This is a genomic window from Neisseria sp. 23W00296, assembly GCF_044772855.1.
GTDB lineage: Bacteria > Pseudomonadota > Gammaproteobacteria > Burkholderiales > Neisseriaceae > Neisseria.
In genome coordinates, this window is sequence record NZ_CP173024.1 from 2,199,517 (window position 1) to 2,217,276 (window position 17,760).

Consider the following 17,760-nt stretch of genomic DNA (forward strand, 5'->3'; position numbering starts at 1 on the left):
GCCCGCCGCAAAGATTGCTGTTCCCGACAAAAAACGGCCTGAAACCGCAAAGGTTTCAGGCCGTCCGCACACGGCTTGGTCAGAATGTGTACTGCAAACCTGCGCCGAGGTAGTGGTTGGCTTTCCAAGTGAACTTGTCGCCGTCGGTTTGCGACTCTTTCTTGCGGAAATAGTAGTCGTAGTCGGCACGCAGGGCGAGGTTGTCGGTGAAATTGTAGGTCATGCCCACGCCCATGGTCGGGCGCGCTTTGGTTTTCGAGCTGACTTTTTCGCCGTCGGCATCGGTGATTTTGTGCTTCACGCCCGCCACGCCCGCTTTGCCGAACAGGCGGAATTTGTCGGACACATTGCCGCCGACGGTGGCGCGTGCGCCGTAAGTGTGGTTTTGCGTGCGCACTTCGTCGTTCGAGCCGTCGTCGTAGCGGTAGCGGTGTTTCTGGCCGCCCTGGTAGAAGGCTTCCGCGCCCAAGAGTTCGTTAAACTGCACGCCCGCGCCGACCTGTCCGGCAAAGCGGGTGTCGTGCGCCTGCTCGGTTTCGGCGGCGCTTTCGTATTTATAGCCGTCGCGCAGCGCGCCCAATGTACCGAACACATAGGGGCGCACGGACGATTTGGCCTGCGGCTCGGGTACGGGCTGCGGTGCGGGTTCGGGCGCCGCAACCGGCTCGGGCTGGCGCTCGGGCATCGGCACGGGGCGCGGAACGTTGTCGGAGAAGCGGTTGTCGCACTGCTGCATGCTGACGCGCACGGGCTGCCCGGCAGCATCGGAATAAACGTTCACCGCCATGTCGGGGCTGTAGGGCACATATTTGCCCTGCAAGGCTCTGGCGACGCCGTCGCGGTTGAATTTGCGGCCGACGCCGATGTCGCACGCGCCCAGCGCGTACTGCGGGCCGAGATCGCGCAGAGTGGCGGTGGCGACGGAGCGCTCGCCTTTGTGCAGCAGCGGTTTTTGATGGGTGGCCGACTGGTAGAAACGCGCCGTGCCGTTTTGAACGGCGGCGTCGCACTCGGCGGCGGTGTCGTAGCCGACGTTGCCGTGCGCGTCGCTGACCATGCCCGCCTGCGCCGATGCCGACATCAGGGCAAGGGCGGAAACGGTGAGGGCGGGAAGAAGTTTCAAATGCTTCATAATCTGTCTCCTGTGTGGGGTAGGGAAACCGCCGCACCGAAAGGCTTCGGTTTTGCGGAGGACTTGCCGGAAGTTTACTATCGGCAGCGTTTTTGCGCGTATCTTGGAACAAAAGGGAAGGCGCACCGACAGGCGGCGCGTTCAGACGGCCTCTGAAGCCCTAAGGCCGTCTCGCGCTGCTGTTGCCGATACGCCAAGCAGACAGAAAGATTGTCTATAGTGAACCAACACGAAAATCTACGGCGTTGCTGCGCCTTGCCGTACTACCTGTACTGTCTGCGGCTTGCTGCCTTGTATCTTTCCGTGTTGGTTCACTATGCATTTTCACGGCCGCTGCTGCGTGCACCGCGAAAATAACGGATAATGTGCGCCGCAAAAACATCCGCCGCGCCGTTTCAGACGGCCTTTTTCCTGCCCGAATTTTCCGATTCACCCGATGCAAAGGAACATCATGTCCACCGTAAAAATCCAACGCGCCCTGATTAGTCTCTCCGACAAAACCGGCGCAGTCGAATTTGCCCAAGCCCTGCACGAAGCGGGCGTAGAAATCCTCTCCACCGGCGGCACCGCCGCGCTTTTGGCCGATGCGGGCATCCCCGTTATCGAAGTGGCCGACTACACCGGCTTCCCCGAAATGCTCGACGGCCGCGTGAAAACGCTGCACCCGAAAATCCACGGCGGCATCCTCGGCAGGCGCGATTTGGGCGAACACGTCGCCAAAATGCAGGAACACGGCATCGGCAACATTGACCTGGTGGCTGTAAACCTCTACCCCTTTGCCGCCACCATCGCCAAGCCCGGCTGCACGCTGGAAGACGCGATTGAAAACATCGACATCGGCGGCCCGACTATGGTGCGCTCGGCGGCGAAAAACTGGAAACACGTCGCCATCGTTACCGACAACGCCGATTTTGCCGCCGTGGTTGCCGAGCTGAAAGATTCAGACGGTCTTTCCGACAAAACCCGTTTCAACCTCGCCCGCAAAGCGTTCAGCCACACCGCGCAATACGACGGCATGATTTCCAATTATCTGACTTCGCTGTCAGACGACAAACTCGCGGGCGAACCCGAAATCGGCGAATTTCCGCAGCAGTTCAACCAAAGCTGGCTCAAAGTGCAGGAAATGCGCTATGGCGAAAACCCGCACCAGCGCGCCGCGTTCTACCGCGACGTTTATCCGTTTGCAGGCAGCCTGTCGAACTACACCCAGCTTCAAGGCAAAGAGTTGTCCTACAACAATATCGCCGATGCCGATGCCGCGTGGGAAGCCGTCAAATCGTTTGACGCGCCCGCCTGCGTGATTGTGAAACACGCCAACCCCTGCGGCGTGGCCGTGGCCGACAACACGCTTGCCGCCTACCGCCTGGCCTACGCCACCGACACCACCAGCGCATTCGGCGGCATCATCGCCTTTAACCGCGAAGTGGACGGCGAAACGGTGAAACAGATTACCGACAATCAGTTTATGGAAGTATTGATGGCGCCCAAGTTCACCGCCGAAGCGCTGGAAATCGCCGCCGCCAAGAAAAACGTGCGCGTGCTGGAAGTGCCGATCGACAAGGGCGCAAACCGCTTCGAGCTTAAACGCGTCGGCGGCGGCCTGTTGGTACAAACGCCCGACATCCACCGCATCCGCCGCGAAGATTTGAAAGTCGTCTCCAAACGCCAACCCACCGAACAGGAATGGAAAGACCTGCTGTTTGTGTGGAACGTGGCGAAATTCGTCAAATCCAACGCCGTCGTGTTCGGCAAAGGCGGCCAAACCTACGGCATCGGCGCAGGACAGATGAGCCGCGTGGATTCCACCCGCATCGCCGCCCGAAAAGCGCAGGACGCCGGCTTGGATTTGCACGGCGCGTGTGCCGCTTCGGACGCATTCTTCCCCTTCCGCGACGGTGTGGACGTGATTGCCGAGCAGGGCATTAAAGCCGTCATCCACCCCGCAGGCTCGGTGCGCGATGAAGAAGTGTTTGCCGCAGCGGATGAGCACGGCATGGCGATGGTGGTAACGGGCGTGCGCCACTTCCGCCATTAAGAATAAAACGCCAAGGCCGTCTGAAAGCCAAAAGAGTTTTCAGACGGCCTCTTCACAACCAAGCCGCAGGTAATTCCCCAAATAAAAAAGGCCGTCTGAAACACCGTTTTCGGGTTTCAGACGGCCTTTTCTTTGCGCCGCTGTTTTTTAACTTTGTTGAAGCGGCGCTTTCAGACGGCCTCTTCCGCTTCCCCATCCGTGCCGAAGACTTGGCGCTGCAAGGCGCGCACGGCGGTGTAGGCGGAGAGGGTTTCGCTGTCGGCGGCGGGGGTTTGCGCTTCGTCGAGGACGGCGCTGTGCTGGCAGGCGCGGAAGCGGCGGTAGGCGCGGCGGGCTCGGCCGCAGAGGGTGGGGTCGGCGAGACCGTTTTCCGCCGCCGTGCCCAAAAGGGCGATGTTGCCGTAGTTGTCGAGCAGGGCGGGAAATTCGCGGGCGTGGGCGAGGATGAGGTATTGCACGGTGAATTCGACGTCGACGATGCCGCCGCGTGCGTATTTGACGTCGTTATCCTGCGGCGGGTGGGCGGCGGCGATTTTTTCGCGCATGGCGAGGATGTCGTTTTTGAGGGCGGCTCTGTCGCGCGGCAGGGTGAGGATGTCGCTGCGGATGCGTTCGAAGGCCGTCTGAATGGCGGCATCGCCGCAGACGAAGCGGGCGCGGGTGAGGGCTTGGTGCTCCCATGTCCAGGCGTGGCCGCGCTGGTATTTTTCAAAGGCGGCGAGGCTGTGGACGATGAAGCCGCTGTCGCCGTCGGGGCGCAGGCGCAGGTCGGTTTGGTAGAGCGTGCCCGCGCCGGTGGCGGCGGAGAGCCAGTTGGTGAGGCGGTTGGCGAGGCGGGCGTAGGTGTGGGCGGCATCGGGATGGGGGTCGTCGTAGAGGTAGACGAGGTCGAGGTCGGAGGTGTAGCCGAGTTCTTTGCCGCCGAGTTTGCCGTAGCCGATCACGGCGAAGGCGGGGTGTTGGCGGTGTTTTTTCGGCATTTCGCGCCAGGCGTGTTCGAGGGTGAGGGTAAGGATGGTGTCGGCCAGTTCGGAGAGTTGGTCGGACAGGGCTTCCACCGTCCATTTGCCCGCCAAATCCTGTACGGCGAGACGGAAAACGCGGGCGTGGCGGAAGCGGCGCAGGGCGTCCATTTTCGCTTCGGCGTCTTCGCAGGCATCGAGTTCGGCGGCCAACTCGCACCGCAGCTGCGGCCAGTCGGGGCGGCTTTCGGTGAGTTGGGCGCTGAGCAGTTCGTCGAGGAGGGCGGGGTGTTGTTGCAGGTAGCCCGCTATCCAGGCGCTGCGGCTCATCAGGGCGGCGACGCGCGCGAGTTCGTTGGGGTATTCGAGCAGGAAGGCGAGGTAGGCGGGGCGACGGCTGACGGTTTCGAGAAAGTCGGTGAGGCGGAAGAAGGTGTCGTCGGGGCGGGGGTATTCGGCGGCGGCTTCGGCAGCCTGCGGCACGAGGGTGTCGAAAAGGCGCAGGCTGCGCGGCGACAGGCTGCGGTAGCGGCTGCTGCGGGCGAGGCTGTTCAGACGGCCTGCCACGGCCTGCGGCGAGAAGCCTGCTTCGGCCAGTTGCGCGTAAACGGGGGCGTCGGGTTCGGCGGGCGGGTTCGGCCACAGGGCGGCGAAGCGGGCGGCGTTTTGTTCTTCGGGCGCGGCAAGGATGTTGTCGAACTCGGCGGACACGGCGGCGCGGTGGGCGTTGAGGCCGTCTGAAAAGGCGGCGTAGCTGTCAAAGCCCATGCTCTCAGCGAGCAATTGCTGCTGTTCGGGGTTGTGCGGCAGGGTTTGCGTTTGTTGGTCGTCCCAATATTGCAGGCGGTGTTCGACATCGCGCAAAAAGCGGTAGGCCGCCAGCAGCGTTTGCGCGGTTTCAGACGGCATGATGCCCTGTTCGGCCAACACGGCGAGCGTTTCCTGCGTGCCTTTCAATTGCAGGGCGCGGTTTTGGCCGCCGCGTATCATTTGGAAAATCTGCGCGACAAACTCGATTTCGCGGATGCCGCCCGCGCCGAGTTTGATGTTGTTTTCCATGCCTTTGCGGGCGACTTCGGCGCGAATTTGGCTGTGCAGGCCGCGCATGGCTTCGTATGCGCCGTAATCGAGATATTTGCGGAACACAAACGGCCGCACCAAAGCCGCGATGCCGTTGGCGTGCGGCGTGACCACGCGGCCTTTGCACCACGCATAACGCTCCCACTCGCGGCCGTGGGCAATCAGGTATTGCTCCAGCGCGGTTTCGCTGCACACCAGCGCGCCCGAGTCGCCGTCCGGCCGCAGGCGCATATCGACGCGGAACACTTGGCCGTCGGCGGTGATGTCGTTCAAGAGCGCAATCAGTTTCTGTCCCACTTTGGTGAAAAATTCCTGATTGCCGCGCTCGCGCCGCCCGTTAGTATCGCCCGATTCGGGATAGACGAAAATCAAATCGATGTCGGACGACACGTTCAACTCATAGCCGCCCGCCTTGCCCATCGCCACCACACTCAAATGCTGCGCTTCGCCCGTGTAGCGGCCGATGGGCGTGCCGTACATATCGCGGTAATAGGCATAGGCAAAATCCAGCGCGGTATTGACGGCAAAATCGGCAAACAGCGTAATCGTACGGGTAACTTCGTTTAAATCGCTGATGCGGTTCAAATCGCGCACCATAATCTGCGCCACCACATAGCGGCGCAATTCGCGCAGCTTTTGCGCCAGCGTTTCTTCGTCTTCCGCCGCCAAAATGCCCGCCCAGTCGGCAAACGCGTGAAAATCCTGCGCGGTGAGCACCTTATCCGTCATGGCGCGCAGAATGTCGGCGTTCAGACGGCCTGAATCGAGGTTGCGGGCGAGAAAAAGCGAAAAGCGGCGGGCGTATTCGATTGGGTTCATGGCGGTTTTACCGGAGCGGATAGGGAGGAAAATATGCGTGAGGCCGTCTGAAAATGCCTGTGCGGGTTTTCAGACGGCCTCCTGCTGCATGGCGGCGGATTATTTCAGGCGCACATCGACAAAGGCGCCCTCGTGCAGCTGCTGCAAGAGCTGCGAGCCGGCTTGGGCGGCTTTCTGTTCCATGATGTATTGGCGCACGGCGTTGCGGCGGCGCTCTTCGGGCGTGCCCGCCTCGCGGGTGTCGGTGAGCTTGATCAGGTGCCAGCCGAACTGGGTTTTGACGGGGCGGCTGATCTGGCCTTTTTTCAGTTTTTTCACCGTGCTTTCGAATTCGGGCACCATCACGCCGTCGCCGAACCAGCCCAAATCGCCGTTTTGCTGCGCGCTGCCGGGGTCTTGCGAATACTGCCGCGCCAGCTCGCCGAAATCGCGCCCGGCGGCGGCCTGGTTTTGGATTTTGCGGATAACGGCTTCGGCGGCGGCCGAGGCGTTTTCTTTTTCGGCTTTGATCAGGATGTGTTGGGCGCGGTATTGGCGCACGGGTTCGCCTGCGGGGATGGCGATGCCCTGCTGCTGCGCGCGGGCGATGGCGGCATCCACTTCGGCGTCGCTGACGCGCGCGCTCTGCAATACGGCCTGCTGCTGCACTTTTTCGGCAACAATCTGCTCTGCGGTTTCGCGGCGCACGGCGGACTTGGGCGCGCCTTCTTTCAAGGCGTCGGCATAGAATTTGTCGATGGAAACGTGTTTTTGCGCGGCTGCCAGGGCGATGGCTTCGTCTACCTCGGCCTCGCTCGCGGAGAGGCCGCGCCGTTTGCCCGCCTGTACGACAAGCGCGCGGTTGACGAGTTGGGCGAGGACGTGGCGGCGCAGTTCGTTTTCAGACGGCCTCTGCGCGGCGGGGATACGGCGTTTGGCTTCCGCCAGCGCGCGTTCGAACTGGCTCATGGTGACGACGCTGTCGCCCGCTACGGCGGCGATGCCGTCCACGGTTTTGATGTCGGCGGCAAAGGCCGTCTGAAAGGCTGCGCCGATAAGGGCGGCAGCGAGGATTTTCGTGTGGGATTTCATTTGACTACCTCGTTGGTCTTTTTGTAGCCCGGAATGGCCGGGCGCAGGGTTTCGTCGGCTTTGTTGCCGATGTTGCTCAGGTTTTTCAGTTGCAGGGTGAAGAAGAAGGCGTTTTTGTAGCTCGGCTTGTTGCGTTCGGTATCCCAGCCGGAAACGTAGCGCTGGGCGGCGGCGCTGACGCTCCAGCAGCCGCAGTCGTTTTTGTATTCGAGTCCGGCGAGGATGTCGAGCGGCTTGCGTACGTTGAGGGCGTAGTTGTAGCGCGCGAGGGCGTAGAGGTTGGAGGTAATCGGCCATTGCGCGCCGAGGTCGATCTGGCTGATTTTGTCGCGGTAGTAGCTGCCGTCGTCCTGCAGCCAGATGGCTTTGTCGCGGCCGTAGCGGTAGCGGGCGGACAGGGTTTTGCCGTCTTCGGGCGTGTAGCGGATGCCGGCGGCAAGGTTCTCGAAGCGGGATTGGTTTTCGTTGAAGTGGGCGGTGGCGTAGCCGCTGACGCTGCGGCTGATTTCGCCGTCGGCAAAGGCTATCCAGTCGGAACGGTTGCGTTTGCCGCTGCCGATGTTGCCGTCGGCCAAAACGCTGTCGTTTTTGAAATAGAATTTCTGGCCGATGCCCGCGCGTATGCGCTCGGCGCCGCTTGCGCGGTCGAGATAGCGGGTTTGCAGGGCGAGGCTGAGGCTGTTGGCGGCGTTGATGCGGTCGTTGCCGGAATAGAGGTTTTCGCGGAAGAGCTGATCGTAGCTGAAGCTGTTTTCGGAGCTGTCGAAGTTGGGCAGGTCGTTCTGCGATTTGGTGGGGATGTAGTTGTAGAACAGGCGCGGTTCTAGGGTTTGGATGTGGTCGCGGCCGAAGAAGCGGGTTTCGCGCTCGAAGGTCATACCCGCGTCGATGTTGGCAATGGGGATGCTGCGCCCTGCGGTGCGGCCGCTTTTGTCGTTGAAGCCGTCGAGGATGTAGTGGGTGTAGTGCAGGCCGACTTTCGGGCGGATGTAGCCCCAGTCGTTGTGGATGTTGCGGCTGAGTGAGGGATAAAGGACGAAGCGCTGCCCTGCCTGTTTGCTGTCGTGGGCAAAACGGGTGTACTGGCCGCTGAGGGAAAAGAGGTTGCCGGCAAAGTTTTTCTGCCAGCTGCCCGACAGGCGCGGCAGGATGGCGTAGGGTTCGTTTTTGTAACCGTCGGCGTTGGCGAGGGTTTGGTATTTCTGGACTTTCAGATTGGCTTCGAGCCACTCGCCAAGCACGTCGGTTTTGTAGTCGAGACGGGCTTCGCGGTTGAGGTTGACGTTGCGGGCGATGTCGGTGCGGTTGTAGAAATCGCGGTAGTAGTCGTCGTCGGAGACTTGGTTGAAATCGACTTTGCCGCTCAGGCCTTTGCCGAAGTCCTGCGTGTGCCGCCATTGGGCGGTGTAGCGGTTGTTGTGGCGGCTGCGGCGGTCGTCGGGCATCCATTTGCCGGCAATTTCGCCGTTGTATTTGGGCTGCAGGTAGCGGAACTCGCCGCCCAGCTGCACGCCGCGCGCGCTGATGATGCCGGGGGTGAGGGTGGCGTCGTAGTTGGGGGCGAGGTTGAAATAATAGGGCTGGTCGATTTCGGTGCCGTTGGAGCCGATTTTGAGGGTGGGCACGAGCAGGCCGCTTTTGCGGTTGCCGTTGAGCGGGAAATCCGCCCACGGGGTGTAGAGCACAGGCACGCCGTGGAAGACGAGTTTGGCGTGTTTGGCCACGCCGACGCCTTTGCCGTAGTCGGCGTCGATGCTGTCGGCGGCGATATACCACGATGCGTCGCCCTTTTGGCAGGTGTTGAACTGCACGTCAGTGAGCTTGTAGCGGTTTTTGCGTTCGATTTCGGCTTCTTTGCCGACGGCCTGCAAACGGCGGCCGTCGCGCTCGGCTTCGATTTCGACGTTTTGCGCCGTGCCGCTGCCTTCGGTCAGGTTGTATTGCAGCTTGTCGCCGCGCACGGTCGAGCCCGCATCGTCCAAAATAAAGCCTTCGCCCGCTTTGACGGTGTCTTCGGGCTGGTCGTAAACGACGCGCTCGGCGTTGAGCACCTGCGCGTTGCGTTCGATGATAACGCCGCCTCGCGCTTCGACGCCGACGCCCGTTTGGCCGCGCACGTCGTCGGCGGTGATGCGGGTGTAGTCGGCGGGCAGCGTTTCTTCGCCGCTGCGCCGTACGGCGTTTTCGGGTTGGGAGGCCGTCTGAACCGGTTTGCCGTCTTTGCATTGCGGGCAGGTGCTGCCCAATGCGGACGTTGCGGCGGCGGCGCTGCCCGCAGCGGCGGCCATGCCCACGGCGATCGCCAGCGGTTTGACTGAAAATAAACGTGCCAAAGTATCACCCAAGCGGTTTTGACGGTTAAAATGGCGGCCATTCTAACACCGTTTCACCGAAAAACCGTCATGCAGCGCCAATCCGAACTGAAAAACTGGCTCGCCGCCGTTTATCCGAACCAAGCCTTCGAACTCTCTTTCGCCGCCGCCGATGCCGACTTCCGCCGCTACTTCCGTGCCGCGTTTTCAGACGGCCAAACCATTATCTGCATGGACGCGCCGCCCGACAAAATGAGCGTCGCGCCCTATCTCAAAGTGCAAAAACTGTTTGATATGGTAAACGTGCCGCAGGTTTTGCACGTTGACGAAGCGCATGGCTTTATGGCGCTCAGCGATTTGGGCAGTACTACCTACCTCGCCGCCATGCAGCACGATACGCGCGAGATCGTGCACAAAACCCTGCTGCTCGAAGCCATCGACGAATTGGTTACGCTTCAGACGGCCTCCAAGCCCGATGTGCTGCCCGAATACGACCGCGAAGTCATGCTGCGCGAGGTCAACCTGTTTCCCGAATGGTTTGCCGCCAAAGAGCTGGGCAAACCCTTGAATTTCAAGCAGCGCCAACTCTGGCAGCAGGCAGTCGATACCTTATTGCCGCCGCTTTTGGCGCAGCCCAAAGTGTATGTGCACCGCGACTACATCGTCCGCAACCTGATGCTCACGCGCGGCCGCCCGGGCGTGCTCGATTTCCAAGACGCGCTCTACGGCCCGATTTCCTACGATTTGGTTTCGCTGCTGCGCGACGCCTTTATTGAATGGGAAGAAGAGTTTGTGTTGGATTTGGTTATCCGCTACTGGGAAAAGGCCCGCGCCGCCGGTTTGCCCGTGCCGCAGGATTTTGACGAGTTTTACCGCTGGTTTGAATGGATGGGCGTGCAGCGGCATTTGAAAGTGGCCGGCATCTTCGCGCGGCTCTACTACCGCGACGGCAAAGACAAATACCGCCCCGAAATCCCGCGCTTTCTCAACTATCTGCGCCGCACTTCGCGCCGCTATGCCGACCTCGCGCCGCTTTACGCGCTTTTGGTCGATTTGGTCGGCGATGATGATTTGCAGACGGGTTATACGTTTTAAAACCTGTTCAAACATACACAGAGGCCGTCTGAAAGCATTCAGACGGCCTTTTCGTGCCAAGCTGCAAGCAAGTCTTACGCCCTGCGGCGGAACAAGGGAATCCAAACCATCGTACCAAGCAGGATGGCGGCGACAGAAGTGTAGATGTTGCGGTGGTAAAACTCGAGCCAGCCGAAGAAATAGCAGACGCCGTAAGCCGTCAGCACGCCGACCGTGCCCAGCAGCCAGGTGCGCAAAAAGCCCATGCCGTTGTCGCCCGGCAGCAGCGCGCGCGCCGTCAGGCCGATCAGATAGCCGGCTGCCAGCATCAAAAGCAGTTTCAATAAAAACGGATTCGACATTTTTTTCACTCCCTTAATGTAATGACCTTATTTTTAAGTCCTTAATAAGCATAACGCTGTTTGTATTGCAGGCCGTTTGAAAGCGTTCAGACGGCCTCGTTTTATTCTGCCGCTACGGGCGGCTCGGGCGCACCGGCGGGCTGTTTGTAGCGGTTGTAGGCGAAGAGATATTGCTGCGGGAAGCGGCGTATCCAGTATTCGGTGTTTTCGTTGATGATGCGGGCGTCGTGTGCCTTGTCGCCGTTGAGCGTGCCGCGCAGGGGTTCGATGTGGAGGACAAAGCCCTGCCCGTTGGGCAGGCGCTCGCCGCAGAAGAAAAAGGCGGCGACGTTTTTCACCTGCGCGAGCTTGCCGGCAAGGGTCATGGTGTAGGCGGGGCGGCCGAAGAAGGGCGCCCAAACGCCGTCGCCGCCCTCTTCCGGCGCGGGAACGTGGTCGGGCAGGACGATGGCCGCTTCGCCCGCGCGCAGGGTTTTGATGATTTGTTTGACGCCCTGGATATTGGTGGGCGCGGTTTTACCTTTGCCGCGCACGCGCCCCGCCTGCATCACGGCGTCGAAAGCTTTGATTTTCGGCGGTTTGTACATGGCGGTCAGCGGAAAGGGCAGACGCTGGCTGATGTAGCGTCCGGCCAGATCGTAGCTGCCCAGATGCGGTGTGATGAAAAGCAGGCCGCGCCCTTCGGCCAATGCCTGTCCGACGTGTTCCCAGCCGTGCACCGCTTTGAAGAGGGCTTCGATTTCTTCAGGCCGTCTGAAAAAGGCGACGGGCAGCTCCAAGCCGCCTTTGGCGGTTTCACGCAGAATGGTTTTGACGGCTGCGTCGCCACTCGGTAAATCGGCGGTTTGCAGGTTGGCGCGGATGCGGTCGCGGTCTTCGCGCAGGATGTAAAAGGCAAGGCCGCCCCAGAAGTGGGCGATGCGGTGCAGGACTTTGAGCGGCAGGGCGGCAAAGAGGCGGAAAAGGAAGAAAACGAGGCTTTGCATGGCGTTGGGGCAGGTTGGTTCAGCCGCGATTGTATAGTGAGTCAAAATAAAAAATCTACGGCCTTGCCGCGCCCGAATGCGCCCGTCAGGCAGCAGGAGGCCGTCTGAAAGCGCATCTTCAACGGAGTGAAAAGCGGTTTCAGAGGCCTTTCTCCTGCGCTAATTAAGCAAGGATGCCGCTTTCGTTCAACACAAACAGCACGGCGAAGCCGACCAGATACACCAGCCCGACCACGGCCAGCGCGTTCATGGCGGGGGTGAGCCTGTGTTTTTTGTCGCCGCGCACCAGGCGGTAGTTGAGCCAGGCGAAAACGGGGGCGGCGAGGAAGGCGGAAATCATGGCGAATTTCAAAAGTTCGGCCAGCGCGCTGTCGAACCACAAAATCAGGGCGAGGCCGGAGAAGGACACCCAGCCTATCCAGGCCAGAAGTTCGCGCGTACGGAAGGTTTCGCGGCCGCGCACGAGACGCACGGATTCGGCCACGGCGCGGGCATAGCCGTCGATGACGGTAATCGTTGTGCCGAACATGCAGGCGAAGGCGATAAAGCCCACCAGCGGCCGTGACCACGCGCCGATGGTGCCGGTGTACATATTGATAAGCTGGCCGACGTATTTGCCGCCCGCCATCTGCACCGCCTCGCCGTTGCCGTATTGCACGAATGCGCCCAGCGCGAGGAAAACGACGGCAAGCACCGCGCTGGTGATGTAGCCGACGTTGAAATCGAACATGCCGTCGCGGTAGCTGGCGGGGTCGCTTTTCTGCTTGGCCGTCACCCACAGCGAATTGATGGCGGAAATTTCAATCGGCGCGGGCATCCAGCCCATCAGGGCGATGATGAAGCCGAGTCCCGCCAGCGTCCACGGCGAGGGTTCGACAAAGTCGGGCTTCATCTGCATACCCTTCGAGGCGGCGATGGCGGCGGCGGCCACGGTGGTGATGCTGAGGCTGACCACAATGATTTTCGACAGATTGTCCAAAGCCTTATAGCGGCCGGTGAGCAGAATCAGCACGCATGAGCCGACCACAACCACCGACAACACGCCGACGGAAAACGGCAGCGAAGGCACGGCCATTTTGACGATGGCGGCAGTCAGCAGCGCCACCGCGCCCGTGCTGATGGTGGACGACAAAAAGCACATCACAAGAAACACCCACAAATAGGCGCGGCTTTTCTCGGCGTAGCCCTCAATCAGGCTCTTGCCGCTGTCGAGCGTGTAATGGGCGCTGAAACGGAAGAAAGGATATTTGAACAGATTGGTCAGCACGATAATCAGCGCCAGCTGCCAGCCGTAGAGCGCGCCCGCCTGCGTCGAGGCGATGAGGTGCGAACCGCCGATGGCGGCCGAAGCCATCAGAATGCCCGGCCCCAGCGCGCGCAGGCGGGTTTGCCAGGTGGAAACTGCGGGTGTGTTTGGTGTGTTTTCAGACATGTTTTTTCCGCCTTTTCAGACGGCCTCTGTAATCTCAAACGGCGGCAGTTTAACGCAAAGCCGCACAAGGTAAAATTTTCGGTTTTGAAATTTTATACTGCACAAGATGAAGAAAATTTGTCTGCGCTGCGTTTGAAATGCGAAAACGGCAGAAAATAGCAAAACGCCTGCGGGCGCGGGAACAAGCGTGCTTTCGCCGCCGGACGTTTCAGACGGCCTTTTTACCCATTCTCAAACCACGTGCGTACCTGCGGCACACACCCTACTCATGGGAAAAAAGGCCGTCTGAAAGCGCAGTTTCAACGAAGTTAAAAACAGCGGCGCAAAGAAAAGGCCGTTCCCGCCTACGCTGGAACGGCCTTTTCTTTTGCTTATTCTTCGGGCAACGCGGCGGAACCCATGCGGCGCAGGATGATGTTGGTTTTGCTGCGCAGGCGTTTGCTTTGCGGGTGGTCGGCGTAGTACAGCGGGGCGGGGACGCGGGCGGCGAGGGCGGCGGCCTGCTGTTTGCTGAGATTGGCGGCGGGTTTGCCGTAGAACTTTTGTGCGGCGGCTTCCGCGCCGTAGACGCCGTAGTCCCATTCGATGATGTTGAGGTAGAGCTCGAAGATGCGGTCTTTGTCGGTGGTGGCTTCGAGCATGGCGGTGATGGCGGCTTCTTCGCCTTTGCGGATGTAGCTCTGCCATTCGCTCAAAAACAGGTTTTTCGCCAGCTGCTGGCTGATGGTGGAGCCGCCGCCTTTGATTCTGCCGCTTTTTTCGTTGCGTTTGATGGCGTTGCGGATGCCGTTCCAGTCGAAGCCGCCGTGTTCGGCGAAGGCGGCGTCTTCGGAGGCGATAAGGGCTTTTTTCAGGTTGGCGGAGATGTCGGGGTAGGCGCGCCAGCGGTAGTCGAGGGGGATGTCGCGCCCTTCGCGGCGGAACTCGGCCATGCGGGCGGTCATGAAGGCGCTGTGGTGCGGGGCGACGGCGCGGAAGGTAAGGATGCTGCCGTAGACATAGGCGTTAAAGAGGATGAAGAGGGCAAAAGGCAGGGCAAGTATCCATTTGAGCATTTTCAGACGGCCTTTCGCAATGCGGCGATAACGGGGGCGGTGTCGGGGGCGAAGCCGCGCCAGAGGCGGTAGGACTCGGCGGCCTGGCAGACGAGCATGCCGAGGCCGTCGGCGGTTTGTGCCGCGCCATTTTTTGCTGCAGCCGTCTGAAAGGCGGTGGCGGTGTCGGCATAGGCCATGTCGTAGGCGAGGGCGCAGTTTTGGAAGACGGCGGCGGGGATGTCGGGGGTTTGGCCGGAGAGGCTGCCCGATGTGCCGTTGACGATGATGTCGAAGCCGCTTTTCAGACGGCCTGTTTCCACGGCGGCGATGCCGAACTGCCGCGCGAGGGCTTCGGCTTTGGCGTGGGTGCGGTTGGCAATCGCGAGTTCTGCGGGGTTTTCGCCCAGCAGGGGTTGCAGTACGCCGCGCACGGCGCCGCCCGCGCCGAGGACGAGGATGCGTTTGCCGGAAAGGGAAATGCCGAGGTTGCGCGTGATGTCGCAGACGAGACCGAGGCCGTCGGTGTTGTCGGCGCGGATAAGGCCGTCTGAAAGGGGGATGAGGGTATTGGCCGCACCGGCGGCGGCGGCGCGTTCGGACTGTTCGTGCGCCAGTGCGAGGGCTTGGGTTTTGAACGGCAGGGTAACGTTGGCGCCCGCGCCGCCTGCGGCGAAAAACGCGGCGATGTCGCGGGCGAAGGTGTCGGGCTGCGACAGGCGGCGCTCGTAAACGATTTGCACGCCTTCCTGCGCGGCAAACATTTGGTGGATGGGCGGCGATTTGCTGTGGGCGACCGGGTTGCCGAACACGGCGTAGAGCGGGGTTTGCGTCATGGGTTTTCCTTTCAGAAACGTCATTCCCGCGTTTATGCCCCGAAGGGGTATAGGCGGGAACGGCCTTTTCAGACGGCCTGATTGTTGCGGTAAATCTTTTTGTCCACCAGATACACCAGCAGCAGCACCGGCAGGCCGAGCAGGGCGGTGAAGAGGAAGAAGCCGGGGTAGCCTATGCTTTCCACCATCGTGCCCGAGTAGCCGCCCAGCGTTTTCGGCAGCAGGGTCATCAGCGAACTCAAAATGGCGTATTGCACGGCGGTGAAGCGGATATTGGTGAGCACCGACAAAAAGGCGACGAACACCGCGCCTGCCAGCCCCGAGGCAAGATTGTCGCTGCCGACGGCCAGATACATCAGCGTCAGATCGCGGCCTTGGTAGGCCAGGGCGACAAAGAGCAGGTTGGTGGCCGCCGCCAGCACCGCGCCCAGCATCATCATTTTCATCAGCGAATAACGCTGCGACAGCACGCCGCCGACAAAACCGCCCGCAATCGCCATCAGCACGCCGAAGGTCTTCACCGCCCAGGCGATTTCCTCTTTGCTGAAGCCCAAGTCCTGATAGAAAACATTGGAAATCACGCCCGCCACGATGTCGGAAATGCGGTAAAGGCCGATTAAGGCCAAGAGCAGCAGGGCGGAGCGGCCGTAGCGGCGGAAAAAATCGGTGACGGGCGACACCCAGGTCTGCACGGCCAAAGCGGCGGGCGCGACTTTCGCCGTCACCAGCAGCGCACCCGCCGCCGCCGCCGAGGCCAACGCCGCGGCCAGCCGCAGCGTCTCCCACGCCAGGCCCGACAAAGCGCCGTCCGCCTTCGGCAGCAGGCCGCCGACCCAAACGAAGGCGGCGACAAAAGCCGACACCGCGCCCAAAAACAGCAGCACCAGCCGCAGATGGTCGAGCGGCGGGCAAGGTGCTTCCGAGGCCGCCGCCGCTTCCGGCTCGCGCATCAGCAGCGTCGTCAGCACACCCGCCGCCATTACCGCCGCCATCGCCAGATAAGTCTGCCGCCACGCCTCATAAGAATAATGTTCTGCCGCCGAGCCCAGTTTCGCCGCCAGAAACAACGCCCCCGCCCCCGACACCACCATGCCGATGCGGTAGCCCGCGCTATACGTTGCCGACATCACCGACTGCATCGCCGCATCGCCCGCCGCCGCCTCGATGCGGTAGGCGTCGATAACGATGTCCTGCGTCGCCGAAGAAAAACCCAGCAGCACCGCCGCGGCCGCCATCAGCCGCAGAGCCTGCGGATCGGCGGGGTCGACCATCGCCATCGCCGCCGCCGCCGACACCACGCCCGCCTGCGCCAGCAGCAGCCACGAGCGACGCCGCCCCAGCATTTTGTGCAAAAACGGCAGCGGCAGGGAATTGACCAGCGGCGCCCAGACGAATTTGAAGGAATAGGCCAGCGCCGCCCAGCTGAACATCGTCACCGTATCCCGCGCCACGCCCGCTTCGCGCAGCCACAGCGACAGGCTGGAAAAAATCAGCAAAATGGGCATGCCGGCAGAAATACCGAGGAAAAACAGGATAATGGAGCGGTAATCGGCGTAGGCGGCAAAGGCGGAACGCCGGCCGGAAGAAGGTTTGTTCATGGGAAATACGGGCGCGGGCAAAAGCGGCATTGTAGCAAAAAGGCCGTCTGAACGTTTTTCAGACGGCCTCTGCGCTCGGCGGACACCGGATTCCCAAATATTCCGTTGTAAAATGCGCGCCCCGAAAGCAATCAACAATCAATAAGGAAAACATCATGCGCGACACAGAAAACTATTACGGCTACGGCGGCTACGGCAGCGACTACGATAACGGCGTGCCCTATCTGCTCGATGCCCCTTCGTGGCGGCCGATAGGCGACATTGCAGTATGGCTCAAACACACGCTGCTGCTGGTCGGCGGCAGGCTGCCCCAGTGGATTTTGGCGATACTGCTGATGCTGGTCAGCATTGTGGTCATGGCATGGGGATCGTTTTTTGCGATGGCCGCGCTGGATATACAAACGGCAGCAGCGCAGCATAAATGGTGGGCTTATGTGCTGTCGTTTGCGGTTCTTTTATTTGTACAGATGCTGCCCCTGCTTTTTGCCGCCGGATTCGTCTCGATAGCGGCGGGGGTGTCGGAAGAGCGCTCGTTTGTGTTCGGCCGCCTGTTCAGCGGCTTTGGCGAACGGAAATGGACACTGGTGAGGCTGTATCTGTTTTGGTTCTTGGCAGCGACGGCCTATTTGATGGCAATGGCAAATCTGAAAAATCCCGTCGAGAGCAGGATTTTTTGGGCACTTTTCGGCATCGTCCCCCTGTTTTTCCTGTGCAACTGGATGTCGCTGCCGCTGATTATGCTGCAAGGCGTGCCCGCCGCCAAAGCCATGTGGATGAGTCTGACAGGCAGCCTGAAAAATATTGCCCAGCTGGGCGTCTTTCTGTTGATAACGCTCGTGCTGGGATATGGCGCAGTGACATTGTTGCTGTTCAAAACCGCCAAAATGGCAGTCGAACACAACAACCTGATATTTGTGGTCAGCCTGCTGCTGTTTTATGCAGTCGTGTTTCCGCTGCTTCCCGTTATCAGCTACGTCTCCTACCGCAACATCTGGACGACCAGCCCGCTGAAATAAGCATCCCGCAG

Annotated in this window: 13 protein-coding genes; 3 read left to right on the forward strand and 10 right to left on the reverse strand. The window is 60.9% G+C overall.

What is annotated here, in order from left to right; all coding sequences use genetic code 11:
* Positions 1-79: 79 nt before the first annotated feature.
* Positions 80-1,132 (reverse strand): outer membrane beta-barrel protein, encoded by a 1,053-nt coding sequence (locus ACG2K1_RS11040; RefSeq protein WP_395429339.1) that lies wholly within the window; start codon positions 1,130-1,132, stop codon positions 80-82.
* A 451-nt stretch (positions 1,133-1,583) separates the two neighbouring features.
* Between ACG2K1_RS11040 and purH the strand changes: the two genes are divergently transcribed.
* Complete coding sequence (gene purH, locus ACG2K1_RS11045; RefSeq protein ID WP_395429338.1) at positions 1,584-3,167, forward strand: bifunctional phosphoribosylaminoimidazolecarboxamide formyltransferase/IMP cyclohydrolase; 1,584 nt, start codon at positions 1,584-1,586, stop codon at positions 3,165-3,167.
* A 170-nt stretch (positions 3,168-3,337) separates the two neighbouring features.
* Here the strand turns inward: purH and glnE are convergent, their stop codons facing one another.
* The 3 genes from glnE to ACG2K1_RS11060 form a co-directional block, all read right to left on the reverse strand.
* Positions 3,338-6,028, reverse strand: coding sequence for a bifunctional [glutamate--ammonia ligase]-adenylyl-L-tyrosine phosphorylase/[glutamate--ammonia-ligase] adenylyltransferase (glnE, locus tag ACG2K1_RS11050; protein ID WP_395429337.1), 2,691 nt, complete (start codon positions 6,026-6,028; stop codon positions 3,338-3,340).
* 99 nt (positions 6,029-6,127) lie between these two features.
* Positions 6,128-7,099, reverse strand: coding sequence for a peptidylprolyl isomerase (locus ACG2K1_RS11055; RefSeq protein WP_395429336.1), 972 nt, complete (start codon positions 7,097-7,099; stop codon positions 6,128-6,130).
* Entirely contained in the window at positions 7,096-9,432 is a 2,337-nt protein-coding gene (locus ACG2K1_RS11060) for an LPS-assembly protein LptD (protein ID WP_395429335.1), read from the reverse strand. Before ACG2K1_RS11060 ends, ACG2K1_RS11055 begins: the two co-directional genes overlap by 4 nt.
* Before the next feature lie 69 nt (positions 9,433-9,501).
* Here ACG2K1_RS11060 and amgK point away from each other — a divergent pair, with 69 nt between their 5' ends.
* Positions 9,502-10,506 (forward strand): N-acetylmuramate/N-acetylglucosamine kinase AmgK, encoded by a 1,005-nt coding sequence (amgK, locus tag ACG2K1_RS11065; protein ID WP_395429334.1) that lies wholly within the window; start codon positions 9,502-9,504, stop codon positions 10,504-10,506.
* A 74-nt stretch (positions 10,507-10,580) separates the two neighbouring features.
* Here amgK and ACG2K1_RS11070 read toward each other — a convergent pair whose 3' ends face one another.
* The 6 genes from ACG2K1_RS11070 to ACG2K1_RS11095 form a co-directional block, all read right to left on the reverse strand.
* Positions 10,581-10,847 carry a hypothetical protein gene (locus tag ACG2K1_RS11070; protein WP_009427016.1) on the reverse strand — a complete coding sequence of 89 codons (267 nt, stop codon included), beginning with the start codon at positions 10,845-10,847 and terminating at the stop codon, positions 10,581-10,583.
* A 101-nt stretch (positions 10,848-10,948) separates the two neighbouring features.
* Complete coding sequence (locus ACG2K1_RS11075; RefSeq protein ID WP_009427015.1) at positions 10,949-11,833, reverse strand: lysophospholipid acyltransferase family protein; 885 nt, start codon at positions 11,831-11,833, stop codon at positions 10,949-10,951.
* Between the two features lie 163 nt (positions 11,834-11,996).
* Positions 11,997-13,265 carry an NRAMP family divalent metal transporter gene (locus tag ACG2K1_RS11080; RefSeq protein WP_009427014.1) on the reverse strand — a complete coding sequence of 423 codons (1,269 nt, stop codon included), beginning with the start codon at positions 13,263-13,265 and terminating at the stop codon, positions 11,997-11,999.
* A gap of 371 nt (positions 13,266-13,636) precedes the next feature.
* Positions 13,637-14,320: a monofunctional biosynthetic peptidoglycan transglycosylase gene (mtgA, locus tag ACG2K1_RS11085; RefSeq protein ID WP_009427012.1), complete on the reverse strand. Its 684-nt coding sequence runs from the start codon at positions 14,318-14,320 to the stop codon at positions 13,637-13,639.
* Between the two features lie 2 nt (positions 14,321-14,322).
* Positions 14,323-15,135 (reverse strand): shikimate dehydrogenase, encoded by an 813-nt coding sequence (aroE, locus tag ACG2K1_RS11090; protein WP_395429333.1) that lies wholly within the window; start codon positions 15,133-15,135, stop codon positions 14,323-14,325.
* Positions 15,136-15,203: 68 nt separating this feature from the next.
* Entirely contained in the window at positions 15,204-16,733 is a 1,530-nt protein-coding gene (locus ACG2K1_RS11095) for an AmpG family muropeptide MFS transporter (protein WP_395429332.1), read from the reverse strand.
* 155 nt (positions 16,734-16,888) lie between these two features.
* Between ACG2K1_RS11095 and ACG2K1_RS11100 the strand changes: the two genes are divergently transcribed.
* Complete coding sequence (locus ACG2K1_RS11100) at positions 16,889-17,749, forward strand: hypothetical protein (RefSeq protein WP_395429331.1); 861 nt, start codon at positions 16,889-16,891, stop codon at positions 17,747-17,749.
* Positions 17,750-17,760: the final 11 nt, after the last annotated feature.

Excerpts from the sequence above, each read along its gene's own strand:
- ACG2K1_RS11055 (WP_395429336.1), bottom strand. The coding sequence starts at position 7,099 with ATGAAATCCCACACGAAAATCCTCGCTGCCGCCCTTATCGGCGCAGCC.
- ACG2K1_RS11070 (WP_009427016.1), bottom strand. The coding sequence starts at position 10,847 with ATGTCGAATCCGTTTTTATTGAAACTGCTTTTGATGCTGGCAGCCGGC.
- ACG2K1_RS11040 (WP_395429339.1), bottom strand. The coding sequence starts at position 1,132 with ATGAAGCATTTGAAACTTCTTCCCGCCCTCACCGTTTCCGCCCTTGCC.
- ACG2K1_RS11075 (WP_009427015.1), bottom strand. The coding sequence starts at position 11,833 with ATGCAAAGCCTCGTTTTCTTCCTTTTCCGCCTCTTTGCCGCCCTGCCG.
- ACG2K1_RS11095 (WP_395429332.1), bottom strand. The coding sequence starts at position 16,733 with ATGAACAAACCTTCTTCCGGCCGGCGTTCCGCCTTTGCCGCCTACGCC.
- ACG2K1_RS11080 (WP_009427014.1), bottom strand. The coding sequence starts at position 13,265 with ATGTCTGAAAACACACCAAACACACCCGCAGTTTCCACCTGGCAAACC.
- ACG2K1_RS11100 (WP_395429331.1), top strand. The coding sequence starts at position 16,889 with ATGCGCGACACAGAAAACTATTACGGCTACGGCGGCTACGGCAGCGAC.
- aroE (WP_395429333.1), bottom strand. The coding sequence starts at position 15,135 with ATGACGCAAACCCCGCTCTACGCCGTGTTCGGCAACCCGGTCGCCCAC.
- glnE (WP_395429337.1), bottom strand. The coding sequence starts at position 6,028 with ATGAACCCAATCGAATACGCCCGCCGCTTTTCGCTTTTTCTCGCCCGC.
- mtgA (WP_009427012.1), bottom strand. The coding sequence starts at position 14,320 with ATGCTCAAATGGATACTTGCCCTGCCTTTTGCCCTCTTCATCCTCTTT.
- purH (WP_395429338.1), top strand. The coding sequence starts at position 1,584 with ATGTCCACCGTAAAAATCCAACGCGCCCTGATTAGTCTCTCCGACAAA.
- amgK (WP_395429334.1), top strand. The coding sequence starts at position 9,502 with ATGCAGCGCCAATCCGAACTGAAAAACTGGCTCGCCGCCGTTTATCCG.